Raw genomic sequence first — 19824 nt, forward strand, 5'->3', positions numbered from 1 at the left:
TAATCTAATAAAATCAACTAGTTATCTTTAATGATACTGGCCCTAGCAATCCAGAAGCGAGTAATTTATCGGTCTTCTTAAATACGATATTAGTATTGGTTAATCTTTTTTCAACTGGCAAGGCTACATCTCCAATTAAACGATTAGGCCATTGGTTAATCACTTCTATTTCTAACAAATTAGCCGTTGGTTTAACCTCGTTAGTAATCTCAAGCATCCAAGGTGTTGTCCAAACGGTGCCTAAATCTTTACCATTTAATTTAACCGCAGCAATGTCTTTAACTGTACCTAAATCTATAAATAGCTTTTGTCCTTTTTGAATAGGTTTAATTAAATCGAATGTTTTAGTGTACAAAGCTTTACCAGAATAATACTTGATGCGTTCATCGGCGCTTAAGCTCCAATCTTGCAGCGTATCAAATGTCACTTTTTCTGGCCCACCCCACTTGGTATCGAAATTAACTTGCCAAGCTCCGTTAAGCTCCTGCAAGGCTGATAAACTTGATTTGTTTTGAAACAATAAGCCATCGCCTGTTTTTGCCAAAGCCGATGCATCTTTTGGAAACACTACAAAAACAGATTGAAAGGCATCAAAATCCAAGAATAAGGAAACCCCATCATTATGGCTTTCATATTTTGGAGCTTTCATGATGGCACCAGATACAGCATCCCACAGTTGTGGCTTACGACCTTTAATTCTAAAAGTAACCTCTGTTTTAGCATTGTTGTTATGCCTATTGGTTAAGAAATATACCTCTGCATCTTTTGTAGTGCGATGAATGAAATCTATAAAATTTGAACTACCTGTAAATCTGAAATCTGGCGTTACACCATCCTTCAATAAGATGTTCCTTGTAGCAACTCCAGTGAAAACCCTTCCACTTCCATAATGATTTACTCTATTCTTGTCGTCTATTTTACCCCAGAGCTCATTAGCAATTTGTCTAATTTCTTGGTCGCACAGTGGATAGTTTCTCAAACCAGTATCCATGATTGGCTTAATGCCCGAAATAGTAGCTCCGCCCCTTACCAGTTCTTTTAACTTTTTTAGAACTGCCAAAGGCATTCTTTTAGTGTCTGGTAAAACTAAAATGCGATAAGACATTCCATCAGGTAAAATCAGGCGACCGTTTTTAACGCTTAATCTAGTTAAAAGCACTTCTTCATTACAAACATCATAATCATACCCACTGCCTAAATCTGGGTTGATTTTTTTTACATCAACCAAGTTTGGCGCCCAATCTCCATTATAATAAAGTACATCAGCCACAAATTTGCCTGAGCGCAATAAATATTGGCAACGAGCAACATATTTAAAAAAGGCACCCGATTTTTCCCACCAAGTTACGTTTGGATTAAAATGTGTTCCTGCTCCATATTCATAGCCAGGTTTACCATCACTAGGTTTTGACGCTGTTGAGGTATGTAAGGCAATTCTATTAATTCCTTCACAAAAAGCCCTGTCTAATGCTTGTTTTAATGTTCCGGGTGCATCTAGCCAATGCCTATAACTTGTAAAAGCTTCTGCAGATGCAGTTGCCTTACCATAAATATGTGAAGCAGTTGCCACCATTTTAGTGGTTAAATTCTGTCCGTCGGCACCACCAACAATTCTGGTTGCACCAAAAGAAAGGTCTTCGCTTAGTCCGCCTTCTTTATCATGGTTAATACCTAACCAAAACTCTCCCATCGGGAAATCACTTCTACCTAAGTTTTTTAACCCATCTATACTTACAGTTGAAGAACGGCTTGGTCCGGCAGATTCATTTTGCATTAAAATTCCTTGCTCATGGCATAAATCTGCAAAACGTTTATAATGTTCATCTGCCATACAATCGGCTAATGTTTTTCTATAGTCGTGTAAAAAACGGTCAGAGACTTCGGCACTGCCAATGTTATAACCTAATAAAGCTGGCATATATGGAACTGGGTCGTAACCTCTATATTTCTTAAAAAAGGCTACAATATTCGCTGTCCAATTTGGGAAACCATCTTCAAAACTATCATCGCAAAAATATTTTGGTTTTGCACCAACCTTTGCTGCTTCTTCAATAAATACCTTTCCTAAATTCTCAAACTGTATCTCAACCGATTTATGATCAAACCAATCAATAGACAAACCATCGCCTTCTGGCTGGGCAACCATCACTTTAGAACCCGTCATCCTATGTCCAGTTCTAACAATTACCCATTTTCCTGGGGGAACATCCCAATTTAAGGTTCCATCTTTTGAAAATTGAGTAGTCAAATCAATTACTTGCGAAACAGGAATAGGCTTGTCCGCTGGATGATTTTGCCAAGGATATAAGCTGGGTCCGATTGAATCTGATGCCCTCGACCAGCTTGTAGCGTCGCGATGGTTATTTTTCGCAGGCAATACAAAAGAACGCTCACCTGTAATATGATTGTTTATTTCGTCTGTTACTGGAAAAGCAACAACAGCCGTATCTCTATAATCGAGTTTCTCTAAAGGCAAATCGATGTAATCTTTATAGCCCGGTGGATTAAAAACGTTGTTATACCGATCTCTAGGATTTGGCAATGGCAATTGAGCTGAAAATTTTTGTGGACCAGTAACCGTTAATTGCGATTGCAAATACCATCTGCAAGAATTTTCTGGTTTAATCCAAGGCCCACCCATAGACCAGCCAGAACATAAATTTATACCTACATCTATCCCTACTCGTTTTGCTTCTTGCATGGCAAATCGATATAATTCTTTCCATTCTTCGCCTAAGAAAGGTACACCCGCTGGATAAGGGACACCGCTTAATCCACCAGCCGAGTTAATCATCACCACTTCAGAAATTCCCTTTTCCCTAAACTCAGTTAAATCTCTGGTAATTCCTTCTTTATCTACCCTGGCATTAAACCACCACCAATAACAGGCAGACTTTGCCGCTTGTGGAGGGCTTAAAAAACCTTTCTCTAAACCAGAGATTACTGGATTCTTTTGTTTTGGCTCAATAAACAACTCAGCTTTGCTTTCTAAATTTAGCAGCGGAATGCTTGCTGCAGCCACTGAACCTATTTTGATGAATTTTCTTCTAGAGGTTTTCATTTATATTATTTTAACAGATTTTTACAGCTTCAATCCCTAAAAGATGAGCCAACTTTATTAATTTAGTACTGATGTGACCAACGCCTACCGCACAATGATGTGCAGGGCCCTGATTGTTCCAATCCTCTACAAAAGCCCTCGCACCAATAGAAAATTTATACCTACTATTTGTGTTTCCAATTTCTAAAATGGGGCCAGCAACAGATGCTCCTTCAGCAATTAAAAAGAATAATTTTCCTTTATCTTCCACTACAGAAAGTAGAGTTACAGGACCGTGTTTAACAGACATTTCTACAGACAAGCCACTACCAACTTTACCGTGGTAAACTTGTAAGGGTTTCACCTTAATTTTTCCTTCTGCTATTGCCAAATGCCCAGGACCGTCATGTCCCATTAAAACAATGTCATCTTCAAAATCTAGCGCATAATATTCTGTAAAGGAACCGCCAACACCAAAACTGTCCATTATTTTCATGGCTTGCGCATTTTTTACCTCATACTCTCCCGCTACTGGAATGCCTTTTGCAGTTAATAAAGAATTGCCCAAAATGATAGAGCTCATTGTATCAGCATTTACATTGCCAGTACCTTTATGGTAATAAGCCATTGAGCCTAAACCATATCGCGTTACTAGTTTGTCTAATGCAACGGCAGTTCTTGCCGCTCTATCTAATTCAAATGGGATGCAAGATTCATCGATTTCAAAAACCGAAGCGAATTCAGCTAGTTTATTGTCAATCTCAGTTTCAGAAACTTCATCACGCAAAGCGGAAAGTTCATCAGGTTCTATAATTTCTATATGGTTTCCAAAAATGGCACATTGAAGTGTTACATCAGTATAAATGTCTAACATGCCACTATAGTAATTACCCATTAAACCCAAGGTATTGTGGCTCATGCTATTTGCAACTTTACTTGCTTCTACCCATTCTCCAATTTCTGTCCATATTTTTTCGTCTTCTAAAACACCCGTTACTTGTTGAAACTGAATTCCAGAACGTTTAAAAACATTGGCAATTTCTGGAACAGGGCAAGCTGAGCAAAAGGCCAACCACTCGCCAGTCATTTTGGTTCTGTCGTTTTGCTGATTGAAATTCTTATAATCTATTGCTTTTTGGGGAGCAAGATTTAAAATAATAACAGGAACTTTTGCTCTTCTTACCACAGGCAACACAGTTGATGAAAGTGCATAGGTTGTTACATAAAGGAATATCACATCAACGTCGCCTTTTCTAAAATCATGGCCAGCATTAAATGCTTTCTCTGCATTATCTACTAAACCTAAGTTTAAAACTTCAGCACCAAAACTGCCCAAACGTTTTTCTACGTCATTTACATAGCCATTTAACCGGGCTTCTAACCCTTCAAATTGTGGCCAATAAGTATCTAACCCTATGCCGAATAACCCTATTTTTAAATTATGTTTAGTCATTTATCTTGTTGCTTTTGGTAAAATTTCTTTTCTGTAGTTTGATGGGGATTTGAACATCTTATTCTTAAAAATTCTTGAGAAATAATACTCAGATACAAAGCCGTTTTGATAAGCAATTTCTGATATACTTAAATCTGTTTCACTTAACATTCTGCAAGCCTTTTGTATTTTTAAATTGAGTTGATATTGCCCTGGAGATTGTCCGGTAATTTCTTTAAAGGCCTTGCGAAACCAAGCATAACTTACATTGTGGTTAGCCGCTAACTCTTCAGGAGAAATATCACTGTTTAAATTCTCGTGGATACTGTATTTAATGTTATTTATTAATTGTGTTTTACGGTTGTTAGACTGGTTTTTTAGCAAAGCCGATGCATAAACTAACCCTAAAAGCTGGATAGTTAAACAAGCTGCCAATTGATTACTACCCAAACCACCAAACTTAATGGTATCTATCAGTTGGATAAAGATGTTGATGAACTCTGCATTAAATCCCATCTGCAGCAATGGCTTTTCGGGGTTAAAGCAAGCTTGGTTCATTAAGTGGTTAGCATAATGTCCTTCAAAACCCACCCAATATTCTGTCCAACCACTGTCTAAATCTGGTTTAAACCTATGCCAAGTTCCGGGATAAAGGAAAAATAAGGTGCCTGGTTGCACTTCAACTTGTCCAATACCTTTTGCTTCAAATATGCCTTTGCCAGCGGCGATATAAACCAACTGATATTCTTTTAAAACCCTCCCCTTATTCCATTCAAAAAAGTAATCTTCTGGATGTTGCGCATCTGGATAAGATTTACCTGCCGGATGAATATAATGACCAACATCAAGCACTTTAATTCCCCAATCGGGTTGTGGCTCAACAGACTGAACATCAGCTTTTATATACTTTCTAAAAGTTTCCATATTTGGTTATAATGATAAGTAAATCTATTAAACACCATTGATATCTTTAGTCTTATATGCTAAATATTAGCAAAAAGTGCATTCAAAATAACATAATGTACTTATTAGTAAATTAATTCCTTTTAAATTAATAAATCATTTATTTTAGATGATGATTTACGCTAATAAAAAAGTAAGCCTAAAAGGAAATTTAGCCCAACAGACCGCACAAATTATTGCTAACGTTACTGCGTTAGAAAGTAAAAATGTAATTAGGCTAGAAAGTGATACTGTTTTTCTATATCCTCAGATATGGAAAGATAAAATTGCAGCCATCAATTGGATCAATTGTTTACATCATTACTATTTTCTCAAAAAGCAGCTTAAAGGTTCGGCCCCCCTATATTTCAAAAACATAGAAACTGAAGAACTCATTGGCTCTATGATAAATAAAAAACCTAAAGTTTTAATCTTTAATTCATTATCGTAATTTTAAGTAAATAAATCGCTCCCTTTATGACAAATGAAAAAAAACGCATCCTATCTATTGATATTTTAAGAGGATTGGTAATGGTGATCATGGCCTTAGACCACACTCGTGATTTTTTTCATGCCAGTGGGATGAGCGATCCAATGAATCCAGAAGGAACCACCATACCATTATTTTTCACTAGGCTGATTACTCATTATTGCGCACCAACTTTTGTATTCCTTTCAGGCATTTCGGCTTATCTTTCTTCTCAAAATAAAGACCCAAAACAAGCAAGCTTATTTTTAATTAAAAGGGGCTTTTGGTTGTTATTTGTTGAAATTGCCATTATCACCCTTGGTTTAACCTTTAACCCTTTTTATAACTTCATTATCCTGCAAGTAATATGGTCTATAGGTTGGAGTATGATTTTACTAGGTATTTTAAGTAGAATCTCTTACCGGTTGGTAGCTGTTGTTGGATTGATTTTGTTTTTTGGTCATAATATTTTGAATTACATCACAATTGATAACAAAACCTTTATAGGTGGCTTAATTGAATTTACATTGACAACCCGAGCTCGGTTTATCCCTATAGGAGATCAGCACGTAATAGGCGTGTTGTACACCATTTTACCTTGGACAGGTATAATGTTTGTAGGTTTTGCAATTGGAAAATGGTATAGCGCTGCTTTTGATGAAGTTAAAAGAAAACGTTATTTATTCTATTCTGGCTTAGGGCTTTTTGTTTCGTTTCTTGTATTGAGATATTTTAGTTTATATGGTAATCCAGAACCCAGAAAAGAATATGGAGATGCTTTAAAGAACTTTTTCGACTTCTTAAACGTAAGCAAATACCCACCATCTTTACAATATCTTGGAATAACTTTAGGGCCTGCGTTAATGTTATTGTCAGGCATTGAAAATGTAAAAAACAGATTTGCTAGGATCATGATGGTTTATGGCAAAGTTCCCTTCTTTTATTATGTGTTACATTTTTATGTTATTCACACAATAGTGGTAATTTGCTTCTATGCAAGTGGTTACGGAGCCAAGGATATTGTAGACCCTAACATTCCATTTTTATTCCGCCCAGCTACTTTTGGATACATTTTACCAATCGTATATTTAATTTGGTTGGGCATTGTAGCTATATTATATAGTCCTTGTGTTTGGTTTCAAAAATATAAATCGACACATACACAATGGTGGCTTAACTATCTATAAAAACTTTAATCAACATTATTCAGGTTTGTGGATAATTAAGGATAGAAGTTATTACACAATTATTACGGCTAGAGTAACTTTTTCGTGGTATTTTTCTTTTCTTTGGTAAATTCAAAAATCCAGCGCATATGCCAGTAAAAACTAAGGTTCCACAGGGCGATATTTTATCAATAGACATTGGTGGTACCAATATAAAATCTTGCTTATTAAGTCCAAAAGGAAAATTATTAACAGATTTTAAAAAAACACCCACGCCAAAAAACTCTACTCCAGAAGAAGTTTTAAAAGCAATTAAAAAACTCTGTGCAGATTTTAAATCTTTTGAGAAGGTTTCTATCGGGTTTCCAGGCTATGTAAAATTGGGTATTGTGCAAACCGCCCCTAACCTTGCCGAAAACAAGTGGGCTAATGTAAACCTAGCGCTGCAGGTAGCCAATTTATTTGGCAAACCTGTTCGTTTAATTAATGATGCCGACCAACAGGGCTTAGGCATTGTGAGTGGCAAAGGATTTGAGATTGTGTTTACATTAGGTACTGGTTTTGGCACCTCACTTTTATTTGATGGAGAATTATTACCTCACTTAGAGCTATCTCACTTGCCGGTTAGCGAAACCGAAGACTATGATGATTTTATAGGAGATAGAGGTTTCCACAAAGTAGGCAAAAAGAAATGGAATAAAAGGTTACAATACCTTATTGAGATATATAAAACTGTTTTCAATTATGATAAATTGTATATTGGCGGCGGAAATTCAAATGAAATCAATTTTGAGCTAGAAAAAAACATTAAGTTGGTTTCTAACAAAGATGGCATAAAAGGTGGCGCAAAATTATGGGCTGCAAAAGAAAAGTATCATATCCATACCACTTACCCTAACAAGAAATAATGACAAACATTAAATTACTCTTCTTAGATATTGGGGGCGTTCTTTTAAGTGATGGCTGGAATCATAAATCGAGAATGCTGGCCATTGAAAAATTCGACCTAGAACCTATCCAATTTCAGAAAGACCATTCAGTTGCTTTTACGTTATTCGAAAACGGAAAATTAACTTTAGACCAATACCTCGATTGCGTTGTATTTAACGCAGAACGCTCGTTCACAAAGGAAGATTTTAAACAATTCATGTTCTCTAGGACTACAGAACTTCCAGATTTTTTACCTTGGTTAGCTGAGTGGAAAAAAAGAACGGGAATTAAAATCTTTTCTATCAATAATGAGGGAAAAGAGTTTAATGATTATCGAATTAAGAAATTCAATCTGCATCAAGTATTCGATGCGTTTATTTCATCATGTGAAGTAGGATTTTCAAAACCAGACCCTTCAATTTTTAAGCTTGCATTGGGCATTGCACAAGAAGAAGCCAAGCACTGTATGTATTTTGACGATAGAGCCATCCACGTTTCAATTGCCAAACAATTAGGTTTCAACGCATTCGTACACAAGGGATTTGAAGAGAGTAAAACAATTTTAGAAAGTATAAATAAATCATAAAATGAGTAACGATAACAAAGCAAAGTTCGCTTTCGGAATGGTTGGTTTAGGAACCATGGGGCGCAACTTGCTATTAAACATGGCCGATAATGGCTTTGCCGTAACTGGGTATGACAAGAGCGAAAAAATGCTCCAGATATTTGAAGAAGAAGGCAAACCCCACAACCTAAAAGGATTTTCAGACATAGAAGAATTTGTAGATAGCTTACAAAGTCCTCGTACCATTATTCTTTTAGTACCTGCAGGAGCCATTGTTGACAGTGTAATTTCAGAATTACTACCCTTATTAGCCAAAGGCGATATCATCATCGACAGTGGAAACTCTTATTTTACTGATACGAGCAGAAGGTCTATTGAATTAGCTGAAAAAGGAATTCATTTCTTCGGAATGGGTATTTCTGGAGGTGAAGAAGGCGCTAGATTTGGTCCGAGTATGATGCCTGGAGGAGATAAACAAGCTTATGCAGTAGTTAAAGATATGTTAGAAGCTGTTTCTGCAAAAGCAAACGGCGACCCTTGCGTAACTTATATTGGTCCAGGTGCTTCTGGTCACTTTGTTAAAATGACACATAATGGTATCGAATATGCCATTATGCAGTTATTAGCAGAGGCTTATGAAATACTTAAAAATGGTTTAGATTATGATAACGATCAAATTCAACAAGTATTCGAAAACTGGAACAATGGTAGGTTGAAATCATTTTTAATGGAAATTACCAAAGATGTATTCTTATTTAAGGATGTTAAAACTGGTAATTTATTGGTTGATGAAATTAAAGATGAAGCAAAATCTAAAGGAACTGGAAAATGGACTTCGCAAGTAGCGATGGATATTGAAACGCCAATTCCAAGTATAGATGCAGCTGTTTCTACAAGAAACTTATCGAAACTTAAAAAATTAAGAGTAGAGCTTGAAAAAGCTTATGGTGCTTCAGAAAAAATTAAAGCTAGTGCTGATTTCATTGATGATTTAGAAGAAGCATTCTATTTTGCAATGGCAAATGCTTATGCACAGGGAATGCACTTATTGTGGAAAGCATCTATTGAATATAAATACGAATTAAACTTAGCTGAAATTGCCAAAATCTGGCGTGGTGGTTGTATCATTAGGGCAGAGTTTTTAGAAGATATTTATCAAGCTTACAAAAAGCAACCAGATTTAGAGCATTTATTTGCTGATGCCGGTGTTCAAGAGAAGATTAAGAAAAGCTTAAAGGGTACAAGAAATGTGGTTTCATCTGCAATTAATGCCGGCATTGCCACCCCTTGTTTTACTTCTGCCCTAACCTATTTTGATACACTAAAAACAGGCAGAATGCCTTCTAATTTAACACAAGCCCAAAGAGATTTCTTTGGCGCACATACTTTTGAAAGAATTGATAGCGAGGGCATTTTCCACGCAGACTGGAATCAAAAGAACTCATAATCCCTATTAAAATGAAGAAAAAAAGCAGTCTTAATCCCACCATATTTGTAATTTTTGGTGGAACTGGCGATTTAAACAAAAGAAAACTTGCACCTGCGTTATATAATTTATTTACAGAAGGTTATATGCCAGAAAAGTTCTCTATAATTGGAACTGGTAGAACAAAATTTACAGACACAAAGTACCAAGAGGTAATTCTAGAAAACATTAACGAATTCTCTAGAAATGGAAAAGTTAATAAAGAAACTTGGAGCTCTTTTGAGTCTAACATTAAATATTGTCCAACAGACATTACCACTCCAGAAACTTTTCAGAATTTAAAAGAAACAGTAGAAAAATTACAGGCAGAATTTGGCAAGGAAACCCAAATCATTTACTATTTGGCTGTCGCACCAAATTTCTTCCCTTTAATAGCTGAATGCTTGTGTAAATACAAATTAACACAAGACGAAGATAACAGTAGAATTGTGATTGAAAAACCATTTGGTCACGATTTAGAAAGTGCAAAAGAACTAAACTTGTTATTAAGCAAAATCTTTACTGAAAAACAAATTTATCGTATTGACCATTATTTGGGTAAAGAAACTGTTCAAAACATGATGGCTTTCCGCTTTGCGAACTCTTTGTTTGAACCATTGTGGAATAGAAATTACATAGAACATATTCAAATTTCTGTAACTGAGCAATTAGGTGTTGGCGACCGTGGTGGTTATTATGAAGGTGCGGGTGCATTGAGAGATATGATTCAAAATCACTTGTTGCAATTGCTTTGTTTGGTTGGAATGGAGGCGCCAATTTCTTTTGATGCAGACGAAATTAGAGATAGAAAGGTTGAAGTTTTAAGAGCAATGCGTCCCTTTAAACCTGAAGAAATTAGCTCAAATGCAGTTCGTGGTCAATACAGTAAAGGTTGGGTAGAAGGAAAAGAAGTACCAGGATACAGACACGAGACAGGTGTTGACCCTCATTCAAATACGGAAACCTTTGCAGCCGTTAAATTTTTTATAGATAACTGGCGTTGGCAAGGCATTCCTTTTTACTTGCGTACAGGTAAAAGGATGAACCAAACTTCTTCAATTATTACCATTCAATTTAAGGATGTTCCACATCATATCTTTTCATCAAGGGCTACTGAAACTTGGCAGCAAAATCGCTTAATTATTAGCATACAGCCAGAAATGAGTATCCGTTTACAAGTTCAAGCCAAAAGACCAGGGGTTAAAATGGTTTTAAACCCTGTTGATATGGTTTTTGATTATAAAGGAACTTATGATACAGATACACCAGAAGCTTATGAAACCCTACTTTTAGATGCCATGAATGGAGACCAAACTTTATTTATGCGTGGAGATCAGGTAGAAGCAGCATGGGAATTGGTTATGCCAATCATAAATACTTGGGAAAGCAAAAAATCACTAAATTTCCCTAACTACCAAGCAGATAGCTGGGGACCAGAAGATGCAGAAGCATTAATTGCTAAGGATGGCTTCCACTGGTTTACCTTGCCTTTAAAGGATAAATAATATTATTACCGCAAAGAACACAAAGGGTTACGCAAGGAAGAAAAGCTTATTTTCTTCGCGAAAGTCTTAGCGTTCTTTGCGTTTACCTTTTTTTAAGAATAATGAACTTACACATCTTTAAATCAATAGCCGAGCTTAATGAGAACTTGATTAGATACGTAATCGAAATAGCCAATGAATCTATTGCAACAAAAGGCAGATTTGATTTTGTTTTAACTGGCGGAAACTCTCCTAAAGAACTTTATAAAGAAATATCAACTACGTTTAAAGGCCAAATAGATTGGACCAAGGTATATTTCTTCTTTGGTGATGAAAGATATGTTTTGCCAGACCATAAAGATTATAATGGATTAATGGCGAAGGAAACTTTGTTTAACAACCTACAAACCCCAGAAAATCATATTTTTTATTTCGATACCACTTTACCTCCAACAGATGCTGCAAAAGCTTACAAAACAGCTTTAGACAAACATTTTAATGGTGATGAAATTCTATTCGACCTAATTCTTTTAGGAATGGGCGATGATGCACATACAGCTTCTATTTTCCCAAATACTGAACTCGTAAAAAGCATTCATCCCACTGTAGAATCTGTTTGGGTTGAAAAATTAGACACCTATCGCATCAGTTTAACTGCACCATTAATCAATAAAGCTAAAAACATTGCCTTCATCACTTTTGGTGATAACAAAGCAAATGCTTTAAAACATGTAATTGGAGATGAACAAAAAGACTATTTTATTTATCCAGCACAGCTGATTAAACCTGTAAATGGTAATTTAGATTGGTTTGTAGATGATAAAGCGACAAGCTTTTTAGACTTGTAATTAATTAAGGATAGCAAGTATCGGGTTTTGTAGCAGCTAATCGCCCCCTACTTTTGTATGTATCAAAACGAATCACATGAACACACAAGAGCAGTTAAATTACCATCGCATTGCGGAAGCCATTAGCTATTTACAAGAGAACTTTAAGGCCCAACCAGATTTAGATTTAATAGCAGAAAAAGTAAATTTAAGTCCGTTTCATTTTCAAAGATTATTTACAGAATGGGCAGGTGTTAGTCCGAAAAAATTCTTGCAATACCTCAGTTTATCTTATGCTAAAGATATGCTCAAAAACGAGCAAGCAACCCTGTTTGATGTAGCTTTTGAAACAGGTTTATCTGGAACTGGACGATTACATGACCTGTTCGTAAACATTGAAGGGATGACGCCCGGAGAATTTAAAAATGGTGGAGAAAATCTAATCATTAATTACAACTACCATCACACACCTTTTGGCAATTTATTAATAGCAGCTACAACTAAGGGCATTTGTTACATGGCATTTGCCGATGATGATATTTTAGCATTTGAAGAGCTTCATCAACAATTTCCAAAAGCAAATTTCAATAAGCTAACTGATAAAAATCAAGAAGATGCCTTACAGATTTTCAGCAGCAATTGGAATGAGACAAAAAGGCTAAAACTCCACTTAAAGGGTACACCTTTTCAGTTAAAAGTTTGGGAAACGCTTTTAAAAATCCCAAAAGGAAGCTTTACAACCTATGGGTCAATTGCCCAAACAATTGGAAATGCAAATGCATCAAGGGCCGTTGGCTCGGCAATTGGCAGCAATCCTATCGCATTTTTAATCCCTTGCCATCGTGTTATTCAATCGTCTGGCAATTTTGGTCAGTACCACTGGGGAAGTGTGCGTAAAACAGCAATGTTGGGCTGGGAAGCAGCTCAAATTAATTTAGCACAGCTATAAATTATGGATGCTTTATTTGATGTAAGAAGCATTGATAGTGATCCTTTAGCAGAAGAGATGAATCAAAATGGTTATGCAATCATTAATAATATCTTAACCAATGAGCAATGCAATGAGCTCATTAAAAACTATAATCAATCTGATTTATATAGAAAAACTGTGGTGATGGAACGTTATCGTTTTGGTTTGGGCGAATACAAATATTTCAATTACCCCTTACCAGATATCATTACGAGCTTAAGGCAAAACATATACCCATTACTTGCTCCTATTGCAAATAACTGGATGAAGGCATTAAACATACCTATTAGTTATCCGATAGATCATGATGATTTTTTAAAGCGCTGTCATGATAAAGGACAAACAAAAGCAACTCCGCTAATTCTAAAGTATGGTAAAGGCGGTTTCAATACGCTTCATCAAGATTTATATGGCGACATTTATTTTCCCATACAAATGGTTTTATTTTTAAACGATGCAGCTGTTGATTATACTGGAGGAGAATTTGTGTTGATACAGCAAAACGTAAGGGCACAATCAAAAGCTATTGTTTTAAAACCTAAAAAGGGTGATATTTTAATCTTCACAACAAACTTTAGGCCCGTTAAAGGTTCAAAGGGATATTACAGCGCAACGATGAAACATGGAGTAAGTGAGTTGCATAGCGGCGAACGTTATACTTTGGGCATTATATTTCATGATGCTTTGTCTTAAAATGAGCAAGCCATTCTTAAAAAAGAAACTGAAGGTGTAAATTTGGATTACAAAACCTATGGATTTATTCAATTCCCAACCTTCTCAAAACATTAATCTTTTACCACAAGGTGGAACAGTAAATTATTATGGCAAGATCATGTCAAATGAACAAGCTAATCATTATTACAATTGCTTGCTAACAACCATTGAGTGGAAAAACGATGAAGCTGTAATTTTTGGAAAACATATCCTCACCAAAAGAAAAGTGGCATGGTATGGCGATTATCCCTTTGAGTATACTTACTCTAATGTAACCAAACAGGCTTTAATATGGACAAAAGAATTGCTAGAATTAAAGGCTATGGCCGAAGAAAAATCTGGTGAAACCTACAATTCATGTTTATTAAATTTATATCACAGTGGTGATGAAGGAATGGCTTGGCACAGTGATGGAGAAAAAGATTTAAAGAAAAATGGAGCTATCGGTTCCATGAGCTTTGGCGCAGAGCGGAAGTTTGCGTTTAAACATAAAGAGACTAAACAAACCATTTCTTTAATCTTAGAAAATGGAAGTTTACTGGTGATGAAGGATGAAACTCAAACCAATTGGCTGCATCGCTTACCCCCAACAAAGTTGATTAGTAAACCGAGGGTTAATTTAACTTTTAGGAGTATAGTTCGTTAACGTCACCCTGAATTTATTTCAGGGTCTTTCCTGCCTGCAAGCCAGATGCTGAAATGAATTCAGCATGACCAATCCTTACTCCAAATTCTCTTCAATCAGTAAATTAATAATCCCATCAACCATACCAACTTTAGGCACATAAATTTGTTTAATGCCTGTCCATTTCATTAGGGTTAGGTAAATCTCACAAGCTGGAACAATTACATCTGCCCTATCTTGATTTAGTTTTAACAAGGTAATACGCTCTTTTAATGAGTAGGAGTTTAATTCATTATACATCGAATTTAATTTTGCAAAATTCAATGGCATATCTTCTTTTTCGCCAGACATACGGAATAACTTATTGATGTTTCCACCTGTACCAATTCCAGCTAAGTTTTTTAATTCTTTAGTGCGAGATTTAACCCAATCTCTCATTTCATCCCACGTTTCGTCTTTATCTTGGTTATCCAAAATTCTAATGGTACCGATATTAAAAGATTTTGAAGCCAGCGGTTGTTTATTTACAAACACTGATAATTCTGTACTTCCACCGCCAACGTCTATGTACAAATAGCTTTTATTTGCATCTAAATTTTGCTCTATATGATTGGAATATATAATATTAGCCTCTCTCTGACCTTCAATAATCTCTAAGTCAATATCTGCAACTTTCTTTATTTTTTTAATGATTTCCTTACCATTTCCAGCCTCACGCATTGCGGATGTAGCACAAGCCAAATATTTAGTAACTTGATAAACATCCATCAAGTTTTTAAATGCACTCATTGTTTTCACTAAATCATCTATCTTTTTTGGGGAAATTTTCTGGTCTAAAAAAGCATCATCACCTAAACGTAAAGGCACACGAACTAATGTGTTTTTTTTAAATCCGTAGCCCTTTTCGTTATGTGTAATATCGGCAATTAATAAGCGAACGGCATTTGAACCGATATCGATAGCAGCGTATCTCATTAGCTATTGTGTTTGTTTTTGAGGTAGTTATATGTTTGTACTTGCGCCCTAACTTTAGCGGTTAATCTATTTTTGTGGTATTTGTTATTGTTTAATTTTGTGATATCTCTTGCCTTCACATTATCCTGTAACTGAAACTCAATAATATCACGAATTTCATTTTTCACTTGTTCGTCTAACACAGGAAACCCTACTTCCACCCTGTGCTCGAAATTTCTACTCATTAAATCTGCCGACGACAGGAACATTTCTTCCTTACCTCCATTACCAAAAATAAAAACCCGAGCATGTTCTAAAAATTTATCGATGATGCTGATTACAGTAATGTTTTCACTAAAACCAACAACGCCAGGAACCAAACAGCAAATACCACGAACAATTAGTTTAATTTGAACACCAGCATTGCTAGCTTCATATAATTTTTCAACGACGCCTTCATCCGCCAAGCTATTTACTTTTAAAATCAAATAGGCTGGCTTTTTAGCTTTTGCAAATTTGATTTCTCGGTTAATTAACTCATATATTCTATTTCTAGAATCTAGTGGCGAAACAATTAAACACTTAAAATCTTTAGCAATTGTTTTTTTATTAAGGGCGGTAAAAAGTTTAAGCAGATCTCCCGTAATTTCCTTTTTAGCGGTAAAAATGCTGTGGTCACAATAAATTCTAGCTGTTTTTTCGTTGAAATTTCCAGTGGCTAAATTGGCATAATACACTGGTCTACCTTTTTCAATCCGTTTGACCAAACAAATTTTAGAGTGCACTTTATAATCAGTTAAGCCATAATTTACATTCACCCCTTCTTCCATCAATCTATTTGTCCAAAAGATGTTGGCACTTTCATCAAACCTAGCTTTTAACTCAACAACACAGTTAACCTTTTTACCGTTTTTAGCTGCGTTAATTAGTGTATTTATAACTTTTGAGTTTTCTGCAAGGCGATAAAGGGTAATATTAATCTCTGTTACCTTCGGGTCAATTGCAGCTTCACGGAGAAATAAAATGATATAATCATAAGATTGGTAAGGTAAATTAACCAGATAATCTCTTTCGGACAGTTTATTGAAAATACTTTCGGTTCTATGCAAACCCTTAACTTTCAATGGTTCAACTGGCGGATACTCCAACTCCTTAGACCCCACGTTTGGAAAAGCAATAAAATCTTTGAACCTATGATAGCGATTACCAGGAATTAATCCTTCAGCTTCAATTTTTAATTTTGAAACCAAAACGCTTAACATATCAAATGGCATTTCGGTATCATACAACAAACGCATTGGTTTACCTTTTTTACGTTTATCTAGGCTTGTTTTCAATTCTTCAATAAATTTATCACTGACGTTTTTATCAATATCAAGCTCTGCATCTCTCGTCATCTGAATGGAAAATGCCTCAATGACATCGTAATTAAAAACATAGAAAATATCATCCAAGCAATATTTAACAATATCTTCTGCCAAGATGATGAACTTTAGTCCATTGGTTTCTGGTAAAACTAAAAATCGAGGTAAATTATTTGGTAGCTCAATTAAGGCATATTTCTCTCCTTTTTTTGAGCCCTTCTTAGTTAATCGAACAAAGAAATATAAACGTCTATCTTTTAGCTCTGGAAAAGAAACTTCCAAATCAATCATAATAGGAACCAAATTCGATAGAATTTTATCTCTAAAATGATTGCGTACAAACTCTCCTCTAGCCACGTTCAGCTGAGTATCATTTAGAATAAATATGCGATTTTGCGCTAATTCATTTATGAGTGTAGCTTGAAATAAATTTTCGAACCTGCGCTCGTGCTTAACTACAATGTTTTTAATCTCGTTTAAAACCTTTTTAGGATTAAAACCAAGCAATGCCTTTGCCTTATCGTTAAGGTTAACCAATCGACTTAAAGTAGCCACACGCACACGATAGAATTCTTCAAGGTTAGAAGAGAAAATGGAAAGGAACTTTATCCGTTCAATTAAGGGAACGGTTTCATCTGCAGCTTCCTGCAAAACACGTTCATTAAAATAAAGCCAGCTTATTTCTCTATTTAAAAACGGTAGCTTCTTTTTGGCCATGGATAAAAATCAAAAAAATCTCCTGACCTTATCAGAAGATTTTCAAATCTGCAAATTTTAGTGTTAAGTTAGTGTTAATTATTAGCTAATTCAACATCATAAATTTACTTTTTAGTAGTAGTGCTTGCTGTGTTTTTCTTAGTTGGAATTGCTTTTGCTGAAACTTTTTTAACAGGGTTGTTCGCAACTGCTTTTACAACTGCTTTTTTTGTACTACTTGCTGCTGTTGTTGTTTTATTTGCCATGGCTTTAGTTTTAGTTGCTACCTTTCTTACTGGTTTTTTTAAAGCTGCTTCTGCTTTTTCTTCAGATTCAATAGTTGCAACTTTTACACTAGAAGCAATTGGTTTAGCTTTAGCAACTGCCTTTTTAACTACCCTAGTTACAGACTTATCAACCTTTTTCATCAGCTTAGATGCATCCTTTTTAGCTAGTTTAATTTTTTTAGGGGCTGCTTTTTTTGCAGCAGAAACATCTTCAATTTTATGTGCTACAGCAGATTTAACTTCTTGAAATGTTTTTGCTAATTTCTTAGCTGCTACTTTGCTTAGTTTTGCCACATCTTCTGCAATTAACTCGGCATTATGTCCCAGTCCTTTAACTGCTTCTAGAAATCTTTCTGTTAAAGTATGTTCTATTTGTTTTTTAACCGCCTTTTTGGTTGGTTTTTTCGGAGATTTAGATTTATTGGTTTTCATATATTTTTTAGCGTTTTTTGTATGATGATTTATATTTAATTAAATCTATTATTTTTTATCAAATAAACTATAACTATGCCCACTTTCGATATTGTAAGCAAGGTAGATGCGCAAACATTAGATAACGCTATCAACAATGCAAAAAAAGAGATTTTAAACCGTTATGATTTCAATGGTTCTAACAGTACAGTAGAGCTGGATAAAAAAACGAATACCATTACTATTGTAACTGAAGACGACATGCGTTTAAAGGCAATCACCGATTCCATCATCTCTCGTATGATGAAACAAAATTTAGACCCAAAAAGTTTGGATTTCGGAAAAGATCATACCGCTTCTGGCAATATGATTAGATTAGAGCTTAAAATTAAAGAAGGAATTGAGAAAGAAGCTGCAAAAAAAATCGTTGCTAAAATCAAAGACTCTAAATTAAAAGTTCAAGCTTCTATGATGGACGACCAGGTCCGTGTACAAAGCAAAAACATTGATGATTTACAAAAAGTAATTTCACTTTGTAGAGGTGAAGATTTTGGTCAGCCCTTGCAGTTTATTAACATGAGGAACTAGGTAAATTATGCTCAAATAACTATTAAAACAACTTGAACCTATATAAAATGAAAAATATTTGTTATTTGATGTTGCTGACTATCTTTTTAGCTGCTTGCAAAAAAGTTAATAGCACAGCCGGTGTAACTTTATCCTTAACCAATAACAGTAAAGAAAACTTTAAATCGCTAACGGTAAATATAAGAGGTCAAATATTTGAATTTAACAATTTAGCGCCAAGCAAAACTGAAACCATATCAGTAAAGGATACCTACAGATATTTCTACGCAAAAGTGGTTACCGCAACTGATGAAATTGTAGCACAACCGATTGACTTTGTGGGTGAGCAGTTGATAAAAAGTGGCAAAGTGGATGTAAATCTCGAGATTAAAACTATTAATGGTACGAGATATTTGGATATCATCGCACAATAAATCACAGATGGAAATTACTGAAAAAGGTTTTATTTTTTCTGACGATCGCAATTTAGTAGATGTAAATGCTGTTCACAATTATTTAAGCACTCAATCTTATTGGGCTAAGGAAATTCCATTTGAACTTGTTCAAAAATCAATAGCTAATTCTCTTTGTTTTGGAGTTTATAAAGATGGAAAACAAGCTGGCTTTGCACGTTGGGTAACAGATAAAGCTACCTTTGCATACCTATGTGATGTGTATATCGAGGAAAATTTTCGTGGGTTAGGTTTATCTAAAAAACTGATGTCATTAATGATGTTTCACCCAGATTTGCAAGGCTTGAGAACATATTGTTTAGCAACCTTAGATGCACACGGCTTATATGCTCAATTTGGTTTTAAGCCAGTTGGTTCTCCAGAAAAATTAATGGAAATTAGAATACAAGATATATATATTAATGGAAAAGGGGAAATGTAAGATGGAAAAGGAAAATTCACAT

The 19824-nt window shown here is 35.2% G+C and carries 19 protein-coding genes; 13 read left to right on the forward strand and 6 right to left on the reverse strand.

From position 1 onward, the window contains the following. Nucleotides 1-13 precede the first annotated feature (13 nt). From EZ428_RS07335 to EZ428_RS07345, 3 genes are read right to left on the reverse strand one after another with little or no spacing between them, the layout of a single operon-like run. Nucleotides 14-3061, reverse strand: a complete 3048-nt coding sequence (locus EZ428_RS07335; RefSeq protein ID WP_131552509.1) for a glycosyl hydrolase — start codon at nt 3059-3061, stop codon at nt 14-16. A gap of 10 nt (nt 3062-3071) precedes the next feature. Beyond that, complete coding sequence (locus tag EZ428_RS07340; RefSeq protein WP_131552510.1) at nt 3072-4493, reverse strand: arabinose isomerase; 1422 nt, start codon at nt 4491-4493, stop codon at nt 3072-3074. Then, nucleotides 4494-5396 carry an AraC family transcriptional regulator gene (locus EZ428_RS07345; RefSeq protein WP_131552511.1) on the reverse strand — a complete coding sequence of 301 codons (903 nt, stop codon included), beginning with the start codon at nt 5394-5396 and terminating at the stop codon, nt 4494-4496. A 148-nt stretch (nt 5397-5544) separates the two neighbouring features. Between EZ428_RS07345 and EZ428_RS07350 the strand changes: the two genes are divergently transcribed. The 10 genes from EZ428_RS07350 to EZ428_RS07395 all read left to right on the forward strand — a co-directional run bounded on the left by EZ428_RS07350 (nt 5545) and on the right by EZ428_RS07395 (nt 14650). Next, a complete protein-coding gene (locus EZ428_RS07350) occupies nt 5545-5865 on the forward strand; it encodes a hypothetical protein (RefSeq protein WP_131552512.1) in 321 nt (106 codons plus the stop codon). A gap of 26 nt (nt 5866-5891) precedes the next feature. Further along, on the forward strand, nt 5892-7070 hold the full coding sequence (locus tag EZ428_RS07355) for a DUF1624 domain-containing protein (RefSeq protein WP_131552513.1): 1179 nt from the start codon (nt 5892-5894) through the stop codon (nt 7068-7070). A gap of 128 nt (nt 7071-7198) precedes the next feature. Further along, nucleotides 7199-7957 carry an ROK family protein gene (locus EZ428_RS07360; protein WP_131552514.1) on the forward strand — a complete coding sequence of 253 codons (759 nt, stop codon included), beginning with the start codon at nt 7199-7201 and terminating at the stop codon, nt 7955-7957. After that, the gene (locus tag EZ428_RS07365; RefSeq protein WP_131552515.1) at nt 7957-8565 is read left to right on the forward strand and encodes an HAD-IA family hydrolase; all 609 of its coding nucleotides are present in this window, start codon (nt 7957-7959) and stop codon (nt 8563-8565) included. Before EZ428_RS07360 ends, EZ428_RS07365 begins: the two co-directional genes overlap by 1 nt. Nucleotide 8566: 1 nt before the next feature. Further along, entirely contained in the window at nt 8567-9991 is a 1425-nt protein-coding gene (gene gndA / locus EZ428_RS07370; protein ID WP_131552516.1) for an NADP-dependent phosphogluconate dehydrogenase, read from the forward strand. An 11-nt stretch (nt 9992-10002) separates the two neighbouring features. Continuing rightward, nucleotides 10003-11514 (forward strand): glucose-6-phosphate dehydrogenase, encoded by a 1512-nt coding sequence (gene zwf / locus EZ428_RS07375; RefSeq protein ID WP_131552517.1) that lies wholly within the window; start codon nt 10003-10005, stop codon nt 11512-11514. 101 nt (nt 11515-11615) lie between these two features. After that, nucleotides 11616-12341 (forward strand): 6-phosphogluconolactonase, encoded by a 726-nt coding sequence (pgl, locus tag EZ428_RS07380; protein WP_131552518.1) that lies wholly within the window; start codon nt 11616-11618, stop codon nt 12339-12341. A 76-nt stretch (nt 12342-12417) separates the two neighbouring features. After that, on the forward strand, nt 12418-13269 hold the full coding sequence (locus EZ428_RS07385) for a bifunctional helix-turn-helix domain-containing protein/methylated-DNA--[protein]-cysteine S-methyltransferase (protein WP_131552519.1): 852 nt from the start codon (nt 12418-12420) through the stop codon (nt 13267-13269). 3 nt (nt 13270-13272) lie between these two features. After that, nucleotides 13273-13983, forward strand: a complete 711-nt coding sequence (locus tag EZ428_RS07390; RefSeq protein WP_131552520.1) for a 2OG-Fe(II) oxygenase — start codon at nt 13273-13275, stop codon at nt 13981-13983. Nucleotides 13984-14041: 58 nt separating this feature from the next. After that, a complete protein-coding gene (locus tag EZ428_RS07395; protein ID WP_131552521.1) occupies nt 14042-14650 on the forward strand; it encodes an alpha-ketoglutarate-dependent dioxygenase AlkB family protein in 609 nt (202 codons plus the stop codon). 75 nt (nt 14651-14725) lie between these two features. On the opposite strand, the gene EZ428_RS07400 is transcribed toward EZ428_RS07395, so the two are convergent. The 3 genes from EZ428_RS07400 to EZ428_RS07410 all read right to left on the reverse strand — a co-directional run bounded on the left by EZ428_RS07400 (nt 14726) and on the right by EZ428_RS07410 (nt 18362). Then, complete coding sequence (locus tag EZ428_RS07400; RefSeq protein WP_131552522.1) at nt 14726-15604, reverse strand: Ppx/GppA phosphatase family protein; 879 nt, start codon at nt 15602-15604, stop codon at nt 14726-14728. Then, nucleotides 15604-17664 (reverse strand): polyphosphate kinase 1, encoded by a 2061-nt coding sequence (gene ppk1 / locus EZ428_RS07405; RefSeq protein ID WP_131552523.1) that lies wholly within the window; start codon nt 17662-17664, stop codon nt 15604-15606. Before ppk1 ends, EZ428_RS07400 begins: the two co-directional genes overlap by 1 nt. 104 nt (nt 17665-17768) lie before the next feature. Next, entirely contained in the window at nt 17769-18362 is a 594-nt protein-coding gene (locus EZ428_RS07410; RefSeq protein WP_131552524.1) for a hypothetical protein, read from the reverse strand. Between the two features lie 75 nt (nt 18363-18437). On the opposite strand from EZ428_RS07410, the gene EZ428_RS07415 reads away from it, so the two are divergent. From EZ428_RS07415 to EZ428_RS07425, 3 genes are read left to right on the forward strand one after another with little or no spacing between them, the layout of a single operon-like run. Then, complete coding sequence (locus EZ428_RS07415) at nt 18438-18929, forward strand: YajQ family cyclic di-GMP-binding protein (RefSeq protein ID WP_131552525.1); 492 nt, start codon at nt 18438-18440, stop codon at nt 18927-18929. A gap of 47 nt (nt 18930-18976) precedes the next feature. Further along, complete coding sequence (locus tag EZ428_RS07420; protein WP_131552526.1) at nt 18977-19342, forward strand: hypothetical protein; 366 nt, start codon at nt 18977-18979, stop codon at nt 19340-19342. Between the two features lie 7 nt (nt 19343-19349). Continuing rightward, nucleotides 19350-19802 (forward strand): GNAT family N-acetyltransferase, encoded by a 453-nt coding sequence (locus EZ428_RS07425; protein WP_131552527.1) that lies wholly within the window; start codon nt 19350-19352, stop codon nt 19800-19802. The last annotated feature ends 22 nt before the right edge of the window (nt 19803-19824 follow it).

The organism is Pedobacter frigiditerrae (genome assembly GCF_004331645.1).
Classification (GTDB): domain Bacteria; phylum Bacteroidota; class Bacteroidia; order Sphingobacteriales; family Sphingobacteriaceae; genus Pedobacter; species Pedobacter frigiditerrae.